This is a genomic window from Denitratisoma sp. DHT3 (genome assembly GCF_007833355.1).
GTDB lineage: Bacteria > Pseudomonadota > Gammaproteobacteria > Burkholderiales > Rhodocyclaceae > Denitratisoma.
In genome coordinates, this window is record NZ_CP020914.1 from 3,517,646 (window position 1) to 3,540,637 (window position 22,992).

Sequence of the window (22,992 nt, forward strand, 5' to 3'; positions counted from 1 at the left end):
CGAACGGACTTGTTCCGCGCTTCCTAAAGAAAGCGCCGGGCCTCCTCCAGGACGCGTTCCAGCTGGTTGTGATGCACCCAGTGTCCGGCGCCTGGAATCGTGATCGAGCGGGCGTCTGGAAACAGGTCCAGGGCGCCGTTGCGTTGCGGGTCGGAGTGTTCTCCGCAAGCGTCGCCGCGCAGAAACAGCACGGGGCAGGTGACGTTCGGCCACAGGGCCGTGGTTTCGGGGCCGGAGAGGAATTGCGGCGGCATGGCCGCCAGGTAGGGGTCGTATTTCCAGTACAGGCCGCCTTCTTTCCGCTTCAGGCCATGGACCGTCAGATGCCGCACTTGATCGGCCGACAGGTGCGGATGCTCGACGGCGAGGCGGGCCATGGCCTCTTCCTCGTTCGGGTATGGGCGCGTGCCGCGTTTTTCCGCCCTGCCCGCGCGCTCGAACCATTCCCGCGCCACCTCTGCCGGGGCGTCCGTGTGCTGGGCGCGCAGGCGTCGCGGCGTGTAATGGATGAAGGGGTCGATGACCAGCGCGCGTTCCGTGCGTTCCGGAAACAGCGCGGCGTACAGCAGCGAGATGAAGCCGCCGAAGGAGTGGCCGACGATCCTGACCTTTTCCGCTTGCAGATGATCGACGAGGCGGGCGAGGTCATACACGTGATTGAGCAGCAGGTACGCTCCGCCCGTGTCCCAGTCGGAATCGCCGTGGCCGCGCAGGTCGGGCGCGATCACCCGCCAGTCGGCGCGCAGCCCGGCGGCCATCCAGTCCCAACTGCGGCAGTGGTCGTAGCCGCCATGGACCATCAGCACGAGCGGTGCGTCGGCGTTGCCCCAGTCGGCATAATGCAGCCGCAATCGTTGCGAATCGAAGTGGCGGCCGTGCGGCTCAGTCATCGTCCGTGTCATGTGCAATCCCTCGGGCCGGCCGCCGCGAGACGGCCGGTTCCTTGTCGATCAATACTCGTAGATCAGGTCCACGCCGTTCATGCGCGGCTCGCCATACTGGGTGGAAATCAGGCCCAGGTTGGTGGTGGCGATGCGGTACTTGCGGTCGGTCAGGTTCTTCGACCACAGCGCCACCCGCACCATGCCCTGGGCGGCCCGGATGTTCGCCAGCTGGATGCGGGCGTTCCAGACGCCGTAGCCCGGCGTCAGGGTGTTGGCGATCGGTCCGGAGAACCAGTGGTCCTGCCACTTGTAGTCGAGGTTGGCGATCAGCCTGCCGTAAGGCGTCATGCCGGAGGTGTATTGCAGGCCGACCCCGCCCTGGTTCTTGGGCGTGAAGGGCATGTGGCGCTGGCTGGCCAGTTCCACGCCGTTGTCCATGTAGGACTTGTACTTCCCGTCCAGGGTGGCGAAGAAGAGGTTCGCCATCAGGCCCTCGGCCAGCAGCGCGCTCAGCTCCACTTCGACGCCCTTGATCTCGGCCTTGCCGGCGTTGAGCGTGTCGGTGAAGATCGGCGGGGTGCGTGCCTGGTCGACCTGGAGATTGGAATACCGGTTGGAAAAGGCCGCCAGGTTCAGGCGCATGCGCTTGTCGAACAGGTCGGACTTCATGCCGATCTCGTAGGCGCGCACGTTCTCCATGTTGAAGCCCTCGCCGAAGCCGACGACGGTGCTGCGCACGTTGAAGCCGCCGGCGCGGTAACCGGTGGCGATCTTGGCATAGCCGCTGATGTCGTCGGTGAATGCGTAGTCGGCGGTCAGGCTCGGGTTGAGTTTGCTGAAGTGCTTGTCGGCGGGCACCACCATGCCATTGGTGGCGGGCGAGAAATTGCTGGCGACGAAGGTCTTGGTCGCTTCCCGGTCGTCGCTGGTGTGGCGCAGGCCCAGGGTCAGTTGCAGGCGATCCTGCAGCACCGGCGGCTTCCAGGTGGCCTGGCCGTAGATGGCCTTGGAGCGCGAGGACGCCTTCACCGCCCAGGTGTCGGACAGGGTCGGGTTATAGACCGAGGACGAGGACTCGTCGCTGTTTTCCTTGAAGAAGAAGAGGCCCGCGACGTACTTCAGGCGCTGGCCGAAGGCATCGCCCACCAGCTGGAATTCCTGCGAGGTCTGGTCCTGCTTTTCCAGGCGCGTCTGGGTGAAGATGTCCGCGTAGTTCTGGAACGCGTCGCTGTCGAGCTTGCGGTAGGCGGTGATGGATTTCAGGACCGCCCAGTCCAGATCCCAGGTCAAGGTCAGGTTGTGACCCGAGTTCTTCGCATTGCTGGGGAGCAGCCCCTTCACCGCCGCGGCTTCGAGTTGCCGGCCGTTGGGTTGGACGATCTGGTAATACAGGTTGCCGTAGTCCTCCAGCTTGGAGCTGTCCAGCGTGTAATCCACGGTCAGCCGGTCGGTCGCCTTGAGGCGGACCGCCAGCTTCATCGCCTCTTTCTTGTCCTGGTTGAAGTCGGCCTGATTGGGCAGGGTGGAATTGTTGTTCCTGACCCAGCCGTCATTGGACGAGCGCATGTAGGCGAAGCGGGCGTACAGGTTTTCGGCAAGCGGGATGTTGACCTTGGTGCGGGAGGTGAACAGATCGTAGCTGCCGGTGGTGAGCTGCTGCTCGAAGGAGAAGTCCTTTTCCGGCTTGCGGCTGATGAAGTTGATCGCGCCCGCCGTGGTGTTGCGTCCATATAGGGTGCCCTGCGGTCCGCGCAGCACCTCGACGCGCTCCAGATCGGCGATGTCCGCCGCCACGCCGGTGCCGCGGCTGATCAGCACGCCATCCACATAGATGCCGGTGGCGCCGTCCTTGGTGGTCTGGGTGTCCAGGTTGCCCATGCCGCGGATGAACAGATTGGGTGTCGAGCGGTTGCCGGTGAAGGGCACGAGGTTGACCGACGGCACCTTGTTGGACATGTCCATCACGTTGGAGATGCGCAGGGTTTCCAGTTCCCGCGAGGAGATCGCGGAGACCGCGATGGGCACCTTCTGCAGCGACTGTTCCCGCTTTTCGGCGGTGACGATGACTTCTTCCAGCGCCATCGGCGCGGCGCCTGAACTGTCCGCCGCCTTTTTCGCGCCCGCGCTTTGCGCATGGGCCGTGACGCCCATGCCGGCAAGCGCCGCGGCCAGCGTCGTGACCAGGGTCAATTGGTGGAATCGGGCGGGGCGGAACCGGGCGGCCGGATGTCTCGGGCCGGATGTCTCGATAAGCATCACATATCTCCTCTTGTCGTTATCCCTGCCGCGCTGGCGCCGGGAACGGCGCCAGCGCGGTGAGCGATCGCTCATGGGGGTATACGCGGCCGTACCGAAGAACCGCCACCTGGTTTTGCCGACAGGGTTCAATCTTAATAGTTAACCGCTGCGCCGCGGCGGGCACGGCGAAAACCCTCGATTTCCTGGCTGGTTTGCATTGAGGTTTTCAGGTTCAATTGCCCGTGAATACCGGTTTGCGCTTCTCGGCGCGCGCCTGGCGGGCCTCGGCGGCGTCCGCCGTGCGGGTCAGGATGTCGGTGCGCGTCTGCTCGAACCGGTAGCCGTTCTTGAGATCCATCCATTCGACCATGTTCAGGTTCTCCTTCGCCAGCCGCAATCCCATCGGCAGTTTCGCCGCCAGCAGCGCCGCTTCGTCCATGACTTCCGCCATCAGCCGCGCATGCGGCACCACGCGCAGGACGGCGCCGCAGCGCTGGGCCTCTTCGGCGCCGACGCGCAGTGCGCTGTAGTGCATGCGCCGCACCATGTTCATCGGGAAGATGCGCGCGGCGTGGCGGGCGCCGCCGAGGACGCCCAGGTCGATTTCCGGCAGGCCGAAACAGGCGCGATCCGAGGCGATCGCATAGTCGCAGGACGCGACCAGGGCCAGGCCGCCGCCGAGCGCCGGGCCATTGACGGCGGCGATCACCGGAATGGCGCATTCGCAGATCGCCTCCAGCGCGGTGCGCATGCTGCGGCCATGATCCGGGGTCACCCAGGTGCCGCCCGTCCCGTCCTTGATGTCGGCGCCAGCGCAGAAGGCCCGATCGCCGGCGCCGGTCAGGACCGCGACGCGCGCGCCGGGATAATCGTGCAAGGCGTCGAAGACCTCGGCGATCCTCGCCAGCAGCGTCCTCGATATCGCGTTCACCGGCGCATTGTCGATCGTCACCAGCGCAATGCCATCGGCGACCGTCAGATTGATGTCGGCACTCATTGCAAATCTCCATGAAAATATGTTTTCGTCTTCCTGACGGAGACCGCCGATCCGCTGTCGGCGGTCTCCGAGGACGAACCGAGTCTAGGCAGGCCACCGGTGTTTGCCTAATGAATTGGAGCCACATCGACATGAACGAAATTCAGTTGCGCAAGCTCGATCTGAATCTCCTGGTCGCCCTGGATACGCTCCTCTCCGTGGAGGAGGTGGGGCTCGCGGCGGAAAGGATGAACCTCACCCAGTCGGCGATGAGCCACGCGTTGCGGCGCTTGCGCGAGCAATTCGGCGATCCGCTGCTGATCAAGGGCAAGGGGCGGATGATCCGCACCGCGAAGGCCGAGGCCCTGGCCGGCCCGCTCAGGAAGGCGCTGCTGGAACTTCAGCAGGCGTTGCAGGTCGAGCCGGGCTTCTCACCGGCGACATCGAAGCAGTCCTTCAATATCGCGACCAACGATTACGGCGACTTGATCGTTCTGCCGTGGCTGATGGCACTGCTCTGCGAGCAGGCGCCGGGCATCGACATCAAGGTCAGCCACTTCGATCCGGAAACCTCGAACGCGCCCCTGGAAACCGGAAGCATCGAACTGGCCCTGCACCACCCCTTGCGCCGAGCGTCGGGAATCTATCAGCAGACCCTGTTCGAGGACGATTTCTGCTGCGCCGTTCGCAAGGCGCACCCCGGCGTCGGCGAGCGGCTCACCCTCGACGCTTATCTCGCCTTGCCCCATCTGCGCGTCGTCCTGCGCCGCGACCGGCCGGACCCGGTCGATCGGGAGCTGGCGCGGTTGGGCCGGGCGCGCCGTATCGCGCTTTCCATTCCCAATCTCAGTTCCGCGCCGATGCTGGTCGCCACCACCGACCTGATCCTGGCGGCGCCGCGGCGGTGCGTCCTGGAGTGGCGCAAGATCATGCCCATCGACATCCACGAACCGCCGTTGACCCTGCCCGGCTTCAAGATCGCCATGATCTGGCACGAGCGCTTCCAGCACGATCCCGCCCACCAGTGGCTGAGGGAGATCCTGCGCCGGACCGGCGCCGAGGTTTCTTCGCTCAATACTCGTAGGTGAGGTCCATGCCCGCCGTGCGCGGCTCGCCATATTGGGCGCTGAGGAAACCCAGGTTGTTGGTGGCCAGGATGTAGCCGCGGTCGGTCAGGTTCCGGACCCAGGCGGCGATGCGCATCCGCCCCTGGGGCAGGCGCAGCTTGGCCAGTTGCAGGCGGCCGTTCCAGGTGCCGTAACCCTTGGTGAAGGTGTAGGCGTTCGGGCCCGAATAGAAGTTTCCCTGCCAGCGGTAGCTCAGGTCGAGGATCGTTTCGCCCAGGCCGCTCCAGCCGGGTTTGTACTGGATGCCGATCTGTCCCTGGTGCGCCGGCGTATTGGGCATTTTCTTGATGGTGGACAGGTCCGTTCCGCCGTCCGTGTAGGAAAGGTAGCGGCCGCGCAGCCGCGAGTAGAACAGGTTGAGGCTCAATGCGTCGGTCAGGTTGGCCGCCAGTTCCGCCTCGATGCCGTCGACCCGCGCCCGTGCCGCATTCACGGTGTCGGTGAAGAATGCCGGCACTCTCACCTGGTCGACCTGCAGATCGCTGTAGTGGTTGGAGAACGCGGCGAGATTCAGCCTCAGCCGCCGTTCCAGCAATTCCGACTTGAGCCCGATTTCGTGGGCGTGCACGGATTCCGGCGCGAATCCCCGTGCGAATTCGGCCGGACTGCTGCGGATGTTGAAGCCCCCGGCACGATAACCGGTGGTGAGCCTCAGGTAGCCGCTGACCTTTTCGTTGAAGGCGTAATCGACCGTGATCGCCGGATTGAATTGGCGGAAACTCTTCCGCGCGCCGGTCACGGTGCCGCCGCTCTCCGTCCCGAAATCGTTGCGGATGAAGTGCTTCTGCGCTTCCCGCGAATCCGCGGTGTGGCGCGCGCCGACGGTCAGGCGCAGGCGGTTTTCCAGGATCGGCGGCGTCCAGCTGAACTGGCCGAAGATCGCCCGGCTGGCGGCGATCGAATTCACCTGCCAGGTGTCGGCGAGGGTGTCGCTGAACCTGGAGTCGACCCATTCCTCGCTGCGTTCGCGGAAATAGAACAGTCCGAGAACGTAGGCGAGGCGCTGCTCCAGCGCGTCCCCGACCAGCTGGAACTCCTGGGAGAGCTGGCTCTGCCGCGGCGTCGCGCGCTGGACGAAGAGATCGATGTAGTTTTGATCGATCACGCTGTCCAGCGTGCGTCGGGCGCTGATCGATTTCAGCACCGCGCCGCCGCCCAGCGTCAGGGTGAGGGTCAGATTCTCGCCGTGGATGTCGGCCACGCTAGGCTGCAATCCTTTCACCGCGGCGGTCTGTTCCTGTCGGCCCGAATAGGTCTGGGGACCGCCGATGATCTGGTAGAAGGTGTTGCCGTAGCGCAGGCGCGAACTGTCCAGGCTGTAGTCCGCCGTCAGCCGGTCGCCGACCTGAAGGCGCAGCGCCAGGCGTGCGGCCTCCCTGTCCTCGCGGTTGAAATCGATCTGGTTCGCCAGGGTGTCGTTGGTATTCCGCACCCAACCGTCGCGGACCGAGCGGGTGTACGCGAAGCGGGCGAAGAGTTGTTCGCCGAGCGGCACATTCACCCGTGTCTGGCCGCCGAGCAGCCCCAGGTTGCCGGCGCTCAGCCGCTGCTCGAAGGTGAAATCCGGCCCCGGCTGGCGGCGGATGAAATTGATCGCTCCCGCCGTGGTGTTGCGGCCGTACAGGGTGCCCTGCGGTCCGCGCAGCACCTCGACCCGTTCCAGGTCGACGATGTCGGCGGCGAGCCCGGTGCCGCGGCCGATGGGAATGCCGTCCATGTAGATGCCCGCCGCGTTTTCCTTGGTGGTCTGGGTGTCCGTGCCCCCCATGCCGCGAATGAACAGGATGGGCGCCGCCTTGCTGCCGGTGAACGGGATCACGCTGAGCGAGGGCACGATACCGGCCAGGTCCATCACGTTGGCGATCCGGTGGCGTTCCAGGTCGTGTTCCTGGAAGGCCGTCAGGGCGATCGAGGTTTTCTGCAGCGATGCCTGGCGCCGTTCGGAGGTCACGATGATTTCCTCCAGTTCGCCGCCGGCCGCCGCCGGCGGATGCGTTTCGACCTGTCGGGGGCGGCTCCTCTTGAGCACGACGGTGTCGCGGCCGTCGAAGGCGTAGGTCAGGGGACTGCCGGCGAGCAGGCGGCTCATCGCCTCCGGCACGGTGAAGCGGCCTTGCAGGGCGGGACTGTGGAGACCGTGCACGTCCTCGGGCGAGAACACGATCTGCAGCCGATAGCGGGCGGCCATTTCGCGCAGGGTCGAGGCCAGGCTCTGCGCCGGCAAGTCGATGCCCTGGGCGACCGGCGCCGGCCGATCGTCGGCGCGGGTCGGCAGCGCCGCCAGCAGTGCGAGCGGCAGGACCATGAACCGGAGCCACCGGCGCCGGCGGCGAGGAGATTGATCACGTATATCCAAAGCGATACGCACTTGTTGTATTCGCAACTGCGTGAAACTGTCCACAGAATGCCATAGAACCTGATAGATTCGCGCACGTCCGGCAAATCCGGGGTACCCTCGCACCCTCTATGCTCGCGGTGGCCGCGCCGCGTCCGTTTCCAACCGTCCAGTCGCCACTGATGCCTGCTCCCATGTCTTCCGTGAAGCGCCATCGAGATCAAGCGTCCAGCCCCGCGCCCGTCCCCGGCCCGAAGCCTGGACCCGCGCTCGAACCCGCGACCCGGGCCGGATTCGGCGGCATCGTCGCGGAGCTGGCGGCGACTCACGGTCGGCGCCTGCAGCGGATTTTGCGGCGCAAGCTGCAAAATCCGGAAGACGCCCAGGATGCCGCCCAGGAGGTTTTCCTCAAGCTCTGGAAGCGGGAGCGGGAGGGAGCCCTGCGGGCGGAGGCCGACGCCTACCTGCACACGGCGGCCAATTCGGTCGTGATCGACCTGCACCGCCGGCGCAAGGCCCATGCCGCGGACCGGCATCTGGAGCTGGACACGCTGGACGACGCGGACCTGCCGGCCGCCGTCGGCGGCGCCGACGAGTCGGCCTATTGGCGGGAAGGGCTGGCATTGCTCGTAGACAGTATCGGGAAGCTCCCCGAGCTGACCCAGCAGGTGTTCATCCTCTACCATTTCAACGGCATGGATCACAACGAAATCGCCCGTCGGCTCGGTGTCTCGCTGCGCAGCGTGGAGCGGCACATGGCGCACGCCCTGAGACATTGCAAGGATTGCCTGGGGGATTTCCTCGATGTTTGACTGGCTGCGCGCTGCCCCCTTCAGGCGCCTGCCGGCCAGTGCCGAGGAATGGGCGGTGCGGATGCAGGCGGGCGATCTGGGCCGGCACGAGTTGCGGGCGTTCGACGCCTGGCTGAAAGCCTCTCCCGCCAACGCCCAGGACTATGCGCGCTGCAACAAGGTGGCGTACCTGGCGTCGCGGCTCGCCGCCCATCCCGAACGGGTCCGGTCGCTGCCCGCGTATGTCGCCTTGCAGCGGCAACGCCGGGAGGACCGCGGCCCCGCCTGGCGGCCCCTGGCGCTCGCCGGCGCCGCCTGCCTCGTGCTGGCGCTTGCCTGGCTGCCGCCGCTGCGCGAACACTGGTCGCCGGCGCCGGCGGCCCTCGTCACGGCGCATGGCGAACAGCGGCAGGTGCCCCTGCGGGATGGCACGCGGCTCCACATCAACACCGATACGGAAGTGACGCTGGACCTTTCGGGGCGCGAGCGGCGGGTGATTCTCGGTCACGGCGAGGTTTTCTTCTCGGTGGCCAAGGACCCCCGGCGTCCTTTCGTCGTGGCGGCGGGCGACAGCGAGGTCCGCGTGCTGGGCACCAAATTCAGCGTGCGCAGGATCGGCGGCGATATGGTCGTGGTGGTTGCCGAAGGGCGTGTCGCCGTGCGTCCGGATCGGGCGGCGGAAGGCAACGCGGTGCAGAATCTGGTCGCGGGGCAGAAACTGCTGCTGGATGCGGCGAACCACCGGATCACCGTCTCGGCGGTCGATGCCGAGCGCGCAACCGCCTGGCGTTCGGGTCAGGTGTATTTCGAGGCCGCCACCCTGGAGCAGGTGGTCGCGGACGTGAACCGATACACCCTCAAGCAATTCGTGATCGACGACGCAACGCTGAAATCGATCAGGCTGTCCGGCAATTTCCACATCGGCGATACCGACTCCGTCAAGTTCGTCCTGAAGCGCGCATTCGCGATCGAGGCCAGCGAGCAGGGCAACAAGATCCTGCTGCGCGCCGCCCGCCCCGCCTCTCCCGCGCGCACCGGCTAGACAAGATTTTCCGCCGCCAGGCGCGGACTTTCATGATGCGGGGTGTTGTGCATCGTGAAAGCCGGCCGCTTGTCCAGCCTCATCCCCTCCCGACCTCCCCAAGGGGAGAGAGGCCGCTTTGCGGTCGTTCATGCGATTGCCCTTGGAGATCGCATAGAGACTCGCTTGGCCAACGGCCCAACCTGATCGCGCAAATTTGACTGATGCATGGCTTGATCGCTGTGGCCGAGTCCGCGGGGACGGAGCGCCGTGTCGCTAATCTAAGCGACTTGCCATTTCAAAAGGGCATTCCCAGAATCCTGAACGTTAAGCAAATGTTTTAAATCAAATTGCATATAGACCGACTCCGACTCTGCTGCATCGACCCCTCTGATGTTCGGCGTCAAACGTTGATGCTCCTCGCGCAAAGGGAAGGTTGGGAGGTCGAGATTTGCAGCGACTTGCCGGAGGCCGAGGACTTGCTGCACCGGCGCGCTCCGGATCTCATCGCCATAGCGCCGAAATTACCTTCCAGCAGCTTCGAGACCGCCCTTCAGCGGTTGCGATCCATTCCGAGCGTACAGTCGATCCCCATCGTGCTGATAGCGTCCCCAGTTGATGAAGAAACTGCGTCGAGCGCGCTCAGCGTTGGTGCGACGGAAGTTTTTCAGGACGGAAATCTGGCGACATTCCAGGCTTACCTCGTGACCTTCGCAAGGTTGGAAACCGAAGACCTGGATGGGTATCGCATTCTGATATTGGAAGATGACCGTGCAGTCGGTCAGTATTTGAAGTCCATGATCGAGGCGCTTGGCCCGAGGGTCGAACTTTTCAATTCGGAAGTGGCCGCGTTTTCCGCGGCAAGCCGTTTCCACTATGACCTGATTGTCACTGATCTCGTGCTGAAACATGGAGAGTCGGGAAACAGGTTCATCCGGCTTCTCCGGAAATCGAACGGGAAATCCGCGACGTCTCCGATCATCGCTATTTCAGGATTTGCCGACAACGCCCGAAGGGTGGAGGCCATTCGTTCGGGCGCCAACACGTATATCGTGAAACCGGTCGTCGAAGCCGAACTCCGTTCTTACATACTCAGGTTATTGCAGAAAGATCCTCCTCCCGCCCGATCCTTTGGAACGGAATCCTTTCCAAAAGACATTTCGATCTATGGGCTTTCGAACAAGGAACAATTGATATGCAGCCTGGTGGAAGCGGGTTATTCGGATAAAGGCATCGCTCGCCATCTGGGCATCAGCTATTGGACGGTGCGTACCCATCTGGGCCGCATTTTCCGAAAATGCAAGGTGGCGAATCGGGTCAAGCTGGTCAACATTCTGCATTGTAATGTCGGTGCGACGGGGCTCATCCCATCGAGCCAGCAGCCAGCGGCCGATCCGCGGCTTGACCTCGATGCCCACGTGATTGACGGCTTGCGTTATGGTCTGATCGTCACGGATCGAAATCATCTGATACTTCAGGTGAACCCCGCATTCGCCGTGCTCACCGGATACTCGGCATCGGAAGCCGTCGGCAAAACACCGAGCATCCTGCAGTCATCCCACCAGCGACGGGAGTTTTACCAAGCACTGCATGCCGAATTGGACGAAGCGGGATGCTGGAGCGGGGAGATCTGGAATCGCCACAAGAATGGGCAGATTTACCTGGCTTGGCTTGATATACGCCGCCTCCCGCCAGGCACGCCCAGGAATGCCCATTATGTCGGAATCATCTGCGATATTGCGGACCGGCATCGGGAGATAGAAAGCATTCTCCAAAGCGCCTTGCATGACGCACTGACTGGACTCCCCAATCGAGCGTTGCTCAAGGATCGGGTGCTTCATGAAATCGCCCGGGCAGGCCGCACCCAAAGCGCCTTTGCCTGCATTTTCATCGATCTTGATCGATTCAAGCCGATCAATGACGAGCATGGCCATGAAGTCGGCGACCGAGTGCTGCAGGAGGTCGCCGACCGGTTGAGAAGCGTGTTCCGTACCGCTGACACCATTGCTCGTTATGGAGGAGACGAATTTGTCGCGCTCGTACCGGATATCGTCGATCAATGCATTGCGCTTGCCATTGGCCAGAAGATATTGAGGATATTCAGCGCTCCAATCACCTTCGCCGATACGCAATACAGTCTCAACGCCAGTATCGGTATCAGCCTATATCCACGCGATGGCGACAGCTACAGGGAATTGATCGACAAGGCCGATCGATCCATGTATAGAGCCAAGAGGGCGGGGGGAGGTCAGATCCGTTTTCATGAGATGACGATCCACGAGGAAATGAGGCAATGAGTCGTCCTGGATTTTCGGAGATCGCCATGCCTACCGCTTCCGATGGATGCTTCGCCGGCCGGCCGGCGCGATTTGCAAGACTTGCAAAGAAGGAAGCCATGAAGACGAGAATCGCTCTGGGCTGCGCGGCGACAATGATTTCCTTGAGCGCCTTGGCGGGGCCTGCGCCTTGGTATCTATGGGGAAGCAAAGTGAACGGAGACGTCATCTGCGCTCAAACCTCTCCCGGGGAAGGCTGGGTGCGGGCGGGAGGGCCGTTCAGGGACGCTCACTGCAAAATTCCGATCTGATGTGCGGTTGCGGGCGGCGCGCATGAAAAACCCCGCCGAGTGAACCGACCACGAGGCGGGGTTCGGCCGGCATCCGGGCGTGCCGGATACCGGGGCAGGGCGGGCGGGAGATCAGCCGGTGATTCCCAGGCGCTGCAGGGCCGCGATGATGCGGTCGGCCGACTGCTCCGGCGAGAGCGCGGTGGTGTCGATCCGGATCTCGGGGCTCTCCGGCGCTTCGTAGGGCGAATCGATGCCCGTGAAGTTCTTCAGTTCGCCGCGCCGGGCCTTCTTGTACAGGCCCTTCGGGTCGCGTTCCTCCGCGATCGACAGCGGGGTGTCGATGTAGATCTCGATGAATTCGCCGTCCGTCACCAGGTTCCGCGCCATGCGCCGTTCCGAGCGGAAGGGCGAGATGAACGAGACCAGGGTGATCAGACCCGCATCCACCATCAGCTTGGCGACCTCGGCGACGCGGCGGATGTTCTCCACACGGTCGGCGTCGGTGAAGCCCAGGTCCTTGTTGAGACCGTGGCGCACGTTGTCGCCGTCGAGCAGATAGGTGTGGCGGCCGCTGGCGTGCAGCTTCTTCTCCACCAGGTTGGCGATGGTCGACTTGCCGGCGCCGGACAGCCCGGTCAGCCACAGTACCGCCGCCTTCTGGCCCTTGGCCACCGAGCGGGCTTCCTTGTCCACATCCACGTGCTGCATGTGGATGTTCTGCGAGCGGCGCAGGGCGAAGTGCAACTGGCCGGCGCCCACGGTGTTGTTGGTGAGGCGGTCGATGATGATGTAGCCGCCGGTGTCCGGGTTGTCCTTGTAGGCGTCGAAGGCGATGGGCCGGTCGAGGGAGAGATTGCAGATGCCGATCTCGTTCAGTTCCAGCTTCTTCGCCGCCAGGTGCTCGAGGGTATTCACGTTCACCTTGTGCTTGATCTCGGTCACCGTGGCCGTGGCGGTCTTGGTGCCGATCTTCATCAGGTAGGAACGGCCCGGCATCATCGGCTCGTCGTGCATCCAGACCAGGGTGGTCTCGAACTGGTCCGCCACTTCGGCCGGCGCGTCGATGGTGGAGATCACGTCGCCGCGGCTGATGTCGATCTCGTCCTCCATCGTCAGGGTGATGGACTGGCCGGCGACGGCCTTGTCCAGATCGCCGCCGCGGACGACGATGCGCGCCACCTTGCTTTCCTTGCCCGAGGGCTGGACGCGGACGCGGTCGCCCGGCTTGACGGTGCCGCTGGCGATGGTGCCGGCGAAGCCGCGGAAATCCAGGTTGGGGCGGTTGACCCACTGCACCGGCAGGCGGAAGGGCAGACCCTGCAGGCGGTCCTGGTCGACCTGCACGGTTTCCAGGTAACCCATCAGCGTGGGGCCGTGGTACCAGGGGGTGTTCTCGCTGGGCTCCAGCATGTTGTCGCCCTTCAGCGCCGACAGCGGAATGGCGGTGATGTCGGCGAGGCCGATCTGCTTGGCGAACTCGCGGTATTCCTCCTCGATGGCGCGGAAGGTCTTTTCCGAGTAGTCCATCAGGTCCATCTTGTTGATGGCCAGCACGATGTGGCGGATGCCGATCAGGGACACCAGATAGCTGTGGCGCCGGGTCTGCGTCAGCACGCCCTTGCGCGCGTCGATCAGGATCACCGCCACGTCGGCGGTGGAGGCGCCGGTCACCATGTTGCGGGTGTACTGCTCGTGGCCCGGCGTGTCCGCGACGATGAACTTGCGTTTGTCGGTGGAGAAGAAGCGGTAGGCCACGTCGATGGTGATGCCCTGTTCGCGCTCGGCGGACAGGCCATCGACCAGCAGGGCGAAGTCCAGGTCGCCGCCCTGGGTGCCGACCTTCTTGGAGTCGGCTTCGAGCGCCGCCAGCTGGTCTTCGAACAGCATCTTGGATTCGTAGAGCAGGCGGCCGATCACCGTGCTCTTGCCGTCATCCACGCTGCCGCAGGTGATGAAGCGCAAGAGGCTCTTGTACTGGTGCGACTTGAGGTATTGCTCGATGTCGCTGGCGATCAGCTCGCGATCTTTTTCGACGACTTGAGACATTAGAAGTAGCCCTCCTGTTTCTTCTTTTCCATGGAGCCGGCGGAGTCATGGTCGATGACCCGGCCCTGGCGTTCGGACGTGGTGGTCAGCAGCATCTCCTGGATGATGGCCGGCAGGGTGTCGGCGGTTGATTCCACCGCGCCGGTCAGCGGGTAGCAGCCCAGGGTGCGGAAGCGCACGCTGCGCATCATCGGCACTTCGCCGGGGCGCAGCGGCATGCGCTCGTCGTCCACCATGATCAGGGTGCCGTCGCGCTCCACCACCGGCCGTTCGGCGGCATAGTAGAGCGGGACGATGGGAATGTTCTCCAGGTAGATGTATTGCCAGATGTCCAGCTCGGTCCAGTTGGAGAGCGGGAACACCCGGATGCTCTCGCCCTTGTGCTTGCGGGCGTTGTAGAGCCTCCACAGCTCGGGGCGCTGGTTCTTCGGGTCCCAGCGGTGCTGGGCGGAGCGGAAGGAGAAGATGCGCTCCTTGGCGCGGGATTTCTCCTCGTCGCGCCGCGCGCCGCCGAAGGCCGCGTCGAAACCGTACTGGTCCAGCGCCTGCTTCAGGCCCTGGGTCTTCATCACGTCGGTGTGGATCGCCGAGCCGTGGGTGAAGGGGTTGATGTCCATCTCCACCCCTTCCGGATTGATGTGCACCAGCAGGTCCATGCCCAGTTCCTTGGCCATGCGGTCGCGGAAGGTGTACATCTCCTTGAACTTCCAGCGGGTGTCCACGTGCAGCAGGGGGAAGGGCGGGACGGCGGGATAGAAGGCCTTGACGGCCAGATGCAGCATGACCGCGCTGTCCTTGCCGATGGAATAGAGCATCACCGGATTGTCGGCTTCCGCCACGACCTCCCGGATGATGTGGATGCTCTCCGCCTCGAGGCGTTGCAAATGGGTAAGGGACATTTCTTTGCTCGCTCCTTTCGGATGGCCGCTATTGGCCGATCTTTTGGTGTATTGAGAAATTGAATGTTTTATTTCTTGGGTGGCTGTGGAAGCCGGCTTGGCGGCCGGTCTGGAAGTGATTCTGCGCTTGGTGGCGGGGGCTGTGGGGGCCGGTGCGGGTGCGGCGGCCGGTGTCGTCGCCGGCGCGCTGCCCTGACCGCTGCCGGGCATGGCGAAGGCCTCGATGCGATCGGCGTGGTCGGCGAGCCAGGACTTCACGGTCGCGGTGCGCTCCAGGTCGATGCCGTCGCCGATCAGCATCAGGCGGCGCCCGACGTCCCGGCTCAGGCGTTCGAGAAAGTCGCTCAGGATGTCGGCCTTGAGGCTTCCCGTATAGACCTGCCAGCGCAGCTTGCCGCGATTGGAGATGGCGCCCAGGATGCCCTGGCGCTGCGGGCGCTTGCCGCTGCCGTCCGTGGGATTGGCGGCGGCGCCGGGCAGGGCGGACTCCAGCAGCCATTGGATCTCGGCGCCTTCGCTGCGGGCGCGCTCGGCCAGCAGCGGATACTGGTTCTTCAGCCAGCGCCGGGCTTCGGCGGGCAATTGGTCCTCGGCGAGGTCCAGCGGACGGGTCTGGCTGAAACCCCAGCGCTTGAGATAGAGGGCCACGGTGCGTGGCGCCAGAGTGATGTCGCAGCGCTGGCGGATCAGTTCGGCCACCGCCTCGCTGTGCCACAGGGCGCTGGGCAGTTGCAACCGCTCGGGCGACTGGCCGCAGATCAGTTGGCGGATCTGGGTTTCCTGCGCCGCGTCCAGGCTGCGCTGTTCCCCGGTGTTGCGGCCGCGGGGCTTGGCGGCGACGGCGTCCCAGCCCCCTTCCTTGTAAGCCTTGTGGGCGGCGATCACCGTCGGCGCGCTGAGTTCGGTCTGGGCCGCCACGTCGGCGACCTTCATGCCCGTCAGGCGCAACTTGACCGCGAGACGGCGCCGCTCGTTGAGCACTTCCAGGGGGATGTTGCGGCCGTCCTTGGTGGTCATGAGATTTGTCTAAATGTTAAACAATTAAATGCTTAATGCAATAAATTAAAATGCACTGTACAATCGTTTTCGCAATGCAGTCAAGCAAAATCTATAAACCGGATTGGAGTCAGGAGGAACACATATGAGTACCGCGATCAACCGCGCTGAACTGCTGGAGCGCCTGCTTCCCGTGGCCCGGGCCGCGGGCCGGGCCATCATGGACATCTACGCCACCGACTTCGCCGTGCGCGGCAAGTCGGATGCCTCGCCGGTGACCGAGGCCGACGAAAAAGCCGAGGCGGTGATCCTGCCGGAACTGGCCAGGCTGACACCGGACATCCCCGTGGTGTCCGAGGAGGAGGCCTCCGCCGGCCGCATCCCCGCCGTCGCCGGCCGCTTCTGGCTGGTGGACCCGCTGGACGGCACCAAGGAATTCATCAACCGCAACGGCGAATTCACGGTGAACATCGCCCTGATCGACAACCACCGGCCGGTGCTGGGCGTGGTCCTGGCGCCGGCGCTGGAGCGGATGTTCGCCGGCGCCGAGGGCGTGGGCGCGTTCGTCGAGGAGAAGGGCCAGCGCCGCGCGATCCACTGCCGCGAAGTGCCCGCCGAGGGCCTGACCGTGGTGGCCAGCCGTTCCCACGGCGACGCCGAGGCGCTGGAGAAATTCCTCGCCGGGCGCAAGGTGGCGAGCCAGACCAATGCCGGTTCGTCCCTCAAGCTGTGCCTGGTGGCGGCGGGCGAGGCCGATCTCTACCCGCGCCTGGGGCGCACCATGGAGTGGGACATCGCCGCCGGCGACTCGGTGCTGCGGGCCGCGGGCGGCATCGTCAAGACCCTGGACGGCGCGCCGCTGGCCTACGGCAAGCAGGGTTTCGACAACCCCCACTTCTACGCGGGCGGCCTGGGCGCCTGACGCCGTTCCCGCCGGGGGGGCTCCTCCCGGCGTTTCCGGTCAATCGGGCCGGCGCCGCGATGGTGACGGCGCCGGCCCGATTGCGCATTCCCGGTCCCCGCACCGGGCCGCGGTCCGGCATCCGTGCCAGCGGACATCGGCTGCGGGACTGAACAGATTCGTCCCCCGAATGAGCGTTTTCAACCTGTGACGGCGCTCGCCCCCTATCCATAATCGTCCCCACTCGCAGCCTTCGGGCTGCACATCCCGGGCGCCCGATGCCCGCGGTGTTCGTGGACATGGAGACGGCATTTATGCGATGGGGCATGACCATAGACCTTGCGCGCTGCACCGGCTGCTACGGCTGCGTGATGGCCTGCAAGCAGGAGCACAGCACGCCTTCGGGAATCCACTTCCGGCGCATGATGTTCGAGGAAGTGGGGGAATATCCGAAAGCGATCCGCCTCCACGCGCCGGTGCAGTGCAACCATTGCGCGACGCCGCCCTGCGTGCCGGTGTGCCCGACCAAGGCCACCTACAAGCGCGACGACGGCCTGGTGCTGGTCGATGCCGACGTCTGCATCGGCTGCGGCTACTGCATGACCGCCTGCCCCTACGAGCATCGCCACTTCGTCGGCGACAAGCCGGGGCATTTCGACGAGGGCCTGACGCCGCATGAGCTGAAAGGCGGCGAAGCCGGCCACGACTGGGAATCGAAGCGTGACACGGTGGTCAAGTGCACCTTCTGCCAGCACCGCCTGGACAAGGCCAGGGAGACCGGCCTGACGCCGGGCGTGGATCGCGAGGTGACGCCGGCCTGCGTCAATACCTGTCCTTCCAACGCCATGGAGTTCGGCGATCTGGACGATCCCGACAGCAGGATCAGCCGCCTGATCCACGAGCGCCAGGGCTTCCCGCTGCTGCCCGAGGCGGGCACCCAGCCGTCCATCTTCTATCTGCCGGGCGATCCGCCGCGGGAATGACTTTCCGCCCTCCGACCACATAAAGCGTATCGGGACACAGAACATGCCACACACCTCAATGCCACCGGAAATCCTCAAGGGCACGGCGACCCAGTGGTCGAGCACCGCCCACCTGCAAACCAAGTGGGACTGGCGCGCCGTCGGCAACTTCATCGGCGGCGGCAGTGGCGCCGGCCTCCTGCTGGCGGCCACCCTGCTGGCGCCGTCGATCCAGGTGTACCGGGCGCAGGCGGCCCTGGGCCTGGCGATCGTCGCGCTGGGGCTGCTCTGCATCATGGCCAAGATGGGCCGGCCGACGCGGGCCTTCAACATCTTCCGCCATGTGCGGACCTCCTGGATGACGCGCGAGGGCTTCGCCATGCCCACCCTGTTTGGTTGCGGCGCGCTTTCCCTGCTGCCGCCGGCCGTCGGCGCGATGGCCTGGGGCGCCACGCTCTCGGCCCTGATCTTCCTCTATTGCCAGGCCCGCATCCTGGAAAAGGCGAAAGGCATCCCGGTCTGGGCCGATCCGCGCATCGTCCCGCTGATCGTCGCCACCGGCCTGGCCGAAGGCGCGGGCCTGGCGCTCGTCTGCGCCGCCTTGCTGCCGGGGGGCGTTGCGCCGGCCCTGGCGGGGCTGGCGCTCGCCGCCCTGGCGCTGCGCCACGTCGCCTGGCGCCGCTATCGGCGCAGCCTGGGGCATCCTGGCGTGCCGCGGGAGTCGATCGAGGTGCTGGACGCCTTCGCCGGCAATTTCGAGGTCTCGGGCCAGTGGCTGCCCGCCGCGCTGCTGGTCGCGGCGATTGGTCTCGGCGCGCCGGCCCTCGACGGCTTCTCGGCAGCGGCCGGCCTGATCGTCGCCGCCACGGGCTGGGCCTTGAAGTACACCCTGGTCACGCGGGCGGCCTTCTTCCACCGCAAGAGCTTTTCCCTCTCGGCCATGATGGCCCGGGGTAGCGCCCGCCCCTGAGGCGACTATGGACGAACATTCGATCAACGCCAGCGTCATGCTGCACGGCTTCCCGGATCTGGGGCTGGGTGGCGGCAACCGCCCGACGGTCGCGCTGACCCTGGCGCCCGGACGATTGACCGGGCGGCGCATCTATGTCGCCCTGCTGGAGCGCTTCGGCGCCATCCTGGCGCCGGCGCTGGGGCCCGCCCGCGAGGCCGGCTGCAAGCTGAAGAACGTGCATCTCTTCGCCAACGACAAGGCGATCAACGACGCGGACGAGGTCCTTGACGCCCACATCGACGCGGAAGGCCGGATCCGTGTGCTGCTGATCCTGGTGAAGGCCATCGCCAGTGGCTAACTCAAACTCATTGAGGCTATTTCCATGTCCCACGCCGACTCTTCGCCCCGCGCTTCCGCAGAACAGTGGGTGCCTTCCCACTGCAGCATGTGCTACCACGGCTGTCCGATCCTGGCCCACGTCAAGGACGGCGTGCTGGTCAAGATCGAGGGCAACCCGACCACGCCGGCCACCCGCGGCCGGCTCTGCCCCAAGGGCAATGCCGGCGCGATGCGGCTCTACGACCCGAAGCGGCTGAAGGTGCCGCTGCGCCGGACCAATCCGGAGAAGGGCCTGGACGTCGATCCCGGCTGGGAGGAGATCACCTGGGACGAGGCGGTGGACATCCTGGAGCGGAAGCTGCGCGCGATCCGCGAGCAGGACCCCAACCTCCTGGCGATGGGCGGCTTCAACACCCATTCCTGGCACTGGGGCAACGCCTTCGGCCTTTCCTTCGGCACCAGCAATACCTGCAAGAACCTGTTCAGCGCCATGGGCCACATGTGCGGCAACGGCGCGCACACGGCCGGGGAGATGATCCACAACTCGATGAACACCCACCCCGACCTGGAATATGCCGAATACGCGATGATCGTCGGCGCCGCCATCGGCGAGGCCTACCAGGGCGCGGTCGCCTACGGCCGCATCATGGGCGACGCCAAGGCCCGCGAGAAGTTCAAGATGGTGGTGGTGGACCCGCAGCAGAGCCGCGCCGCCGCCATGGCCAGCGAATGGGTGCCGATCCGTCCGGCCACCGACGGCGCCATGCTGCTGGCGATGATCCACGTGCTGCTGCACGAGGCGCAGATCTACGACGCCCACTACCTGCGGGTGTACACCAATGCCGGCTATCTGATCGGCACTGACGGCTATCCGCTGCGCCATGCCGACAGCGGCAAGCCGCTGGTGTGGGATCTGGCGTCCGGCCTGGCCCGCGAGTACGACGATCCCGCCGTCAATGGTGGCGATGGCGACGATGGCGACCATGTGGACCAGGTGGCGCTGCGTGGGCGTTTCCAGACGCCAGTGGGAGAAGGCCGGCCCGGCTTCCAGTTGCTCCATGACCACATGGCGCAGTACACGCCCGAGTGGGCCGAACCCATCACCAGCGTGGCGGCCGCCACCATCCGCCGCCTCGCCAACGAACTGGGCCAGGCCGCCCGCATCGGCGAGACCATCGAGATCGACGGCAAGACCTATCCCTACCGTCCGGCCTCGGTGTCCGGCTACCGGGGCCTGAGCACCCACACCAACGCCCTGCACACCTCCTGGGCGATGGAGCTGATCAACGTGCTGATCGGCTCCACGCGCGCCGTGGGCGGCGCCCGCGCCTGGATCGGCACCATGATGCCGGAAGCCCCCGCCACCACCCTGCCGGGGCCGGACGGACTGATCTTCACGCCGTTCCAGCCCCATGCCTTCAGCTTCCCGCCGAAGATGTCGAGCATTCCGGAATACTTTCCGGTGGCCTTCGACGCGGGCCTCCTGTGCTACGAAACCCAGGCCCATCCCGAGCAGTTCGGCAATACCCCGATCGAGATGCTGATCAACGAGGGTGGCAATCCCGTCCTCACCGGCCAGAATCCGAGTTCCGCCATCGCCGGTTTGAAGGCGATTCCCTACGTGGTCGACATCACCCTCTACGTCGATGAGACGGCGCTCTTCGCCGACCTGGTGCTGCCCGACGTCACCTACCTGGAGCGCTATGGCTGGGAGGGCATGTGGTCGGTGGAGGACGAAGGCGTGCAGATCCAGCAACCGGTGGTGCAGCCGCTTCACGGCATCCGCCACAGCGCCGACATCTACATCGAACTCGCCAACCGCCTCGGCACGATGACGGGGCCGCTGGGCTTCAGTTCCTTCCTCAACATGATGCAGATGACCGGGGGCGCCACCGAGGCGGTGAGCCAGGCCACGGTCAACGACATTACCCACACCTACCGCAGCGCCCGTGAATACGTCGAGACCTATGTGCGCAATGCGGCCCCCAAGGATGAGGCCCTGATCTGGCAGCAGGGCCACAACCTGCGTACCAAGCCGGCTTACAAGCGCTATGTGCCCGATACCTTCGGCGGTCACCGCATCCCGTTGTATTCCTACTGGTTCAAGCAGGTGGGCGACGACCTTCGCCGCAACATGGCGGCCCATGATGTTTTTGCCAAGGCACCGGGCCTCGATCCGGCGCGGGTGTTCTTCGAATACGCACCGCTGCCGTTCTGGCATTCCAGCGTGCTGGAGAGCGAGGCATCCGAGTTCGATCTCTACGCCATCAACTGGCGCACCGCCATGGGCGGCGTCGGCTCCGGCACCGTGCCGGCCACCAACGTATGGTTGCTGGAGGCGGCGGAGCGCGACCCCTATTTCGCCAAGATCCTGATCAATTCCGCGACCGCACGGAAAAAGAATCTGACCGACGGCCAGCGGGTCTGCGTCGAGTCGCCCCACGGCCGCATCGAGGGCACCCTGAAATGCACCGAGACCATCCACCCCGAGGTGCTGGGCACCATCGGCTGCTGGGGCCATACCACCGACGCCGCGGTGGCCAAGGGGCGCGGGCCGGGCAACTTCAACAGCCTGCTGGGTCGCGGCCTGAAATACATGGGGCCGTCCACCCTCCAGGCGGAATGCGCGGCCCGGGTCAAGATTTATTCAGCATCTGCCTGAATCGCTTGTGCTGCTGACGTTGGCGGGCCAAGTAACGAACTGACCGGTGGGCCGCTTCGGCGCCGCCGCTGATCGGTTATGCTTCGGCGACCCTCATTCATCGCGAGCAACCTTCATGCGCTACAAACTCTTCGGCCGTTCCGGCCTGCGCGTCTCCGAGCTGTGCCTCGGCGCCATGACCTTCGGCAAGGATGACCAGTTCTGGCAGTTCGGCAGCGACACGGCGGAAAGCCGCAGGATGTTCGACACCTTCGCCGATGCCGGCGGCAATTTCATCGACACCGCATTCATCTACGGCAACGGCGCCAGCGAGGAGCTGCTGGGCGATTTCGTGCGCGCCGACCGCGACCATTTCGTCCTCGCCACCAAATACGCCTCGACGCTGGAGCGGGACTTGTCCAAGTCCGGCAACAGCCGCAAGAACATGATGCGCTGCGTGGAGCAGAGCCTGCGCCGGCTGAAGACCGATCACATCGACCTCTACTGGCTGCACGTGTGGGACGACACCACGCCGGTGGAGGAGATCATGCGCGGCCTGGACGACCTGGTCGCCGCCGGCAAGGTGCACTATGTCGCCGTTTCCGACACGCCGGCCTGGCAGATCAGCCGCGCCAACATGCTGGCCGAGCTGCGCGGCTGGACGCCTTTCGCCGGCATCCAGGTGGAATACAGCCTGCTGGAGCGCACGCCGGAGCGGGACCTGCTGCCCATGGCCCGGGCGCTGGACCTGGGCATCACCGCCTGGTCGCCCCTGGCCGGTGGCGTGCTCACCGGCAAGTTCCTCGACGGCAAGGGCGAGGGGCGGGGTCAGCACCAGCCGATGACGGAACGGCAGCGGACGGTGGCCACGCTGGTGGTGGATATCGCCCGCGAGGTCGGCTGCACGCCGGGCCAGGCGGCGCTGGCCTTCATCCGCCAGCAGGACCGTTTCGGCACCATCTACCCGATCCTCGGCGCCCGTACCCAGGCCCAGTTGCAGGACAATCTGGGCTGTCTTTCGGTCACTCTGAACGATGAGCAATGGCAACGGCTGGAGCGGGCCACGGCACCGGAACTGGGCTTCCCGCATGACATCCTGCAAGGGCCGATGATCCGCGACATGCTGTTCGGCGGCCAGGCCGACCGGCTCGATAACCACCACCGCCGCTGAGCCCCTCGGCCGTACCGCGGGTCCGGGCGACGGAGCGACACTCCCCCCAATGGCTGTCGGCAAGCCGGCGGCCATTGGGATTTGTACATCCCGGATGTTTTCGAAAGCAGAAGATGCCTGCCTTTCCGAACCCCCTTCCACGTA

General features: G+C 65.1%; 16 protein-coding genes and 1 pseudogene. 10 read left to right on the plus strand and 7 right to left on the minus strand.

Annotation, left to right across the window (positions count from 1 at the left end):
• Nucleotides 1-23: 23 nt before the first annotated feature.
• The 3 genes from B9N43_RS16315 to B9N43_RS16325 form a co-directional block, all read right to left on the minus strand.
• Nucleotides 24-890: an alpha/beta fold hydrolase gene (locus B9N43_RS16315; protein ID WP_186453875.1), complete on the minus strand. Its 867-nt coding sequence runs from the start codon at nucleotides 888-890 to the stop codon at nucleotides 24-26.
• A gap of 60 nt (nucleotides 891-950) precedes the next feature.
• Nucleotides 951-3,140, minus strand: coding sequence for a TonB-dependent receptor (locus tag B9N43_RS16320; protein WP_186453876.1), 2,190 nt, complete (start codon nucleotides 3,138-3,140; stop codon nucleotides 951-953).
• Nucleotides 3,141-3,354: 214 nt separating this feature from the next.
• Nucleotides 3,355-4,119, minus strand: coding sequence for an enoyl-CoA hydratase-related protein (locus B9N43_RS16325; RefSeq protein WP_145843262.1), 765 nt, complete (start codon nucleotides 4,117-4,119; stop codon nucleotides 3,355-3,357).
• A gap of 131 nt (nucleotides 4,120-4,250) precedes the next feature.
• On the opposite strand from B9N43_RS16325, the gene B9N43_RS16330 reads away from it, so the two are divergent.
• Nucleotides 4,251-5,186, plus strand: a complete 936-nt coding sequence (locus B9N43_RS16330; RefSeq protein WP_186453877.1) for a LysR family transcriptional regulator — start codon at nucleotides 4,251-4,253, stop codon at nucleotides 5,184-5,186.
• Here the strand turns inward: B9N43_RS16330 and B9N43_RS16335 are convergent.
• Nucleotides 5,170-7,530, minus strand: a complete 2,361-nt coding sequence (locus B9N43_RS16335; RefSeq protein ID WP_145843264.1) for a TonB-dependent receptor domain-containing protein — start codon at nucleotides 7,528-7,530, stop codon at nucleotides 5,170-5,172. The genes B9N43_RS16330 and B9N43_RS16335 overlap by 17 nt on opposite strands.
• Before the next feature lie 224 nt (nucleotides 7,531-7,754).
• Here B9N43_RS16335 and B9N43_RS16340 point away from each other — a divergent pair, with 224 nt between their 5' ends.
• The 3 genes from B9N43_RS16340 to B9N43_RS16350 all read left to right on the plus strand — a co-directional run bounded on the left by B9N43_RS16340 (nucleotide 7,755) and on the right by B9N43_RS16350 (nucleotide 11,669).
• On the plus strand, nucleotides 7,755-8,372 hold the full coding sequence (locus B9N43_RS16340) for an RNA polymerase sigma factor (protein WP_186453878.1): 618 nt from the start codon (nucleotides 7,755-7,757) through the stop codon (nucleotides 8,370-8,372).
• Nucleotides 8,365-9,393 (plus strand): FecR family protein, encoded by a 1,029-nt coding sequence (locus tag B9N43_RS16345; protein WP_145843266.1) that lies wholly within the window; start codon nucleotides 8,365-8,367, stop codon nucleotides 9,391-9,393. Before B9N43_RS16340 ends, B9N43_RS16345 begins: the two co-directional genes overlap by 8 nt.
• Before the next feature lie 392 nt (nucleotides 9,394-9,785).
• Nucleotides 9,786-11,669 (plus strand): diguanylate cyclase domain-containing protein, encoded by a 1,884-nt coding sequence (locus B9N43_RS16350; RefSeq protein ID WP_145843267.1) that lies wholly within the window; start codon nucleotides 9,786-9,788, stop codon nucleotides 11,667-11,669.
• A 401-nt stretch (nucleotides 11,670-12,070) separates the two neighbouring features.
• Here the strand turns inward: B9N43_RS16350 and cysN are convergent, their stop codons facing one another.
• The 3 genes and pseudogenes from cysN to B9N43_RS17650 form a co-directional block, all read right to left on the minus strand.
• Nucleotides 12,071-13,987, minus strand: a complete 1,917-nt coding sequence (gene cysN / locus B9N43_RS16360; RefSeq protein WP_145843270.1) for a sulfate adenylyltransferase subunit CysN — start codon at nucleotides 13,985-13,987, stop codon at nucleotides 12,071-12,073.
• The gene (gene cysD / locus B9N43_RS17645) at nucleotides 13,987-14,886 is read right to left on the minus strand and encodes a sulfate adenylyltransferase subunit CysD (RefSeq protein WP_261379450.1); all 900 of its coding nucleotides are present in this window, start codon (nucleotides 14,884-14,886) and stop codon (nucleotides 13,987-13,989) included. Before cysD ends, cysN begins: the two co-directional genes overlap by 1 nt.
• Before the next feature lie 216 nt (nucleotides 14,887-15,102).
• Nucleotides 15,103-15,903: pseudogene (locus B9N43_RS17650) on the minus strand (IS630 family transposase); the annotation flags it as partial.
• Between the two features lie 124 nt (nucleotides 15,904-16,027).
• On the opposite strand from B9N43_RS17650, the gene cysQ reads away from it, so the two are divergent.
• The 6 genes from cysQ to B9N43_RS16395 all read left to right on the plus strand — a co-directional run bounded on the left by cysQ (nucleotide 16,028) and on the right by B9N43_RS16395 (nucleotide 22,848).
• A complete protein-coding gene (cysQ, locus tag B9N43_RS16370; RefSeq protein ID WP_145843272.1) occupies nucleotides 16,028-16,804 on the plus strand; it encodes a 3'(2'),5'-bisphosphate nucleotidase CysQ in 777 nt (258 codons plus the stop codon).
• A gap of 305 nt (nucleotides 16,805-17,109) precedes the next feature.
• Entirely contained in the window at nucleotides 17,110-17,766 is a 657-nt protein-coding gene (locus tag B9N43_RS16375) for a 4Fe-4S dicluster domain-containing protein (protein WP_145843273.1), read from the plus strand.
• 43 nt (nucleotides 17,767-17,809) lie between these two features.
• The gene (locus tag B9N43_RS16380) at nucleotides 17,810-18,715 is read left to right on the plus strand and encodes a dimethyl sulfoxide reductase anchor subunit (protein WP_145843274.1); all 906 of its coding nucleotides are present in this window, start codon (nucleotides 17,810-17,812) and stop codon (nucleotides 18,713-18,715) included.
• Between the two features lie 7 nt (nucleotides 18,716-18,722).
• Nucleotides 18,723-19,055, plus strand: a complete 333-nt coding sequence (locus B9N43_RS16385) for a hypothetical protein (protein WP_145843275.1) — start codon at nucleotides 18,723-18,725, stop codon at nucleotides 19,053-19,055.
• Nucleotides 19,056-19,079: 24 nt separating this feature from the next.
• Nucleotides 19,080-21,698 (plus strand): molybdopterin-dependent oxidoreductase, encoded by a 2,619-nt coding sequence (locus B9N43_RS16390; protein WP_145843276.1) that lies wholly within the window; start codon nucleotides 19,080-19,082, stop codon nucleotides 21,696-21,698.
• A 115-nt stretch (nucleotides 21,699-21,813) separates the two neighbouring features.
• A complete protein-coding gene (locus tag B9N43_RS16395; RefSeq protein WP_145843278.1) occupies nucleotides 21,814-22,848 on the plus strand; it encodes an aldo/keto reductase in 1,035 nt (344 codons plus the stop codon).
• Nucleotides 22,849-22,992 lie beyond the last annotated feature (144 nt).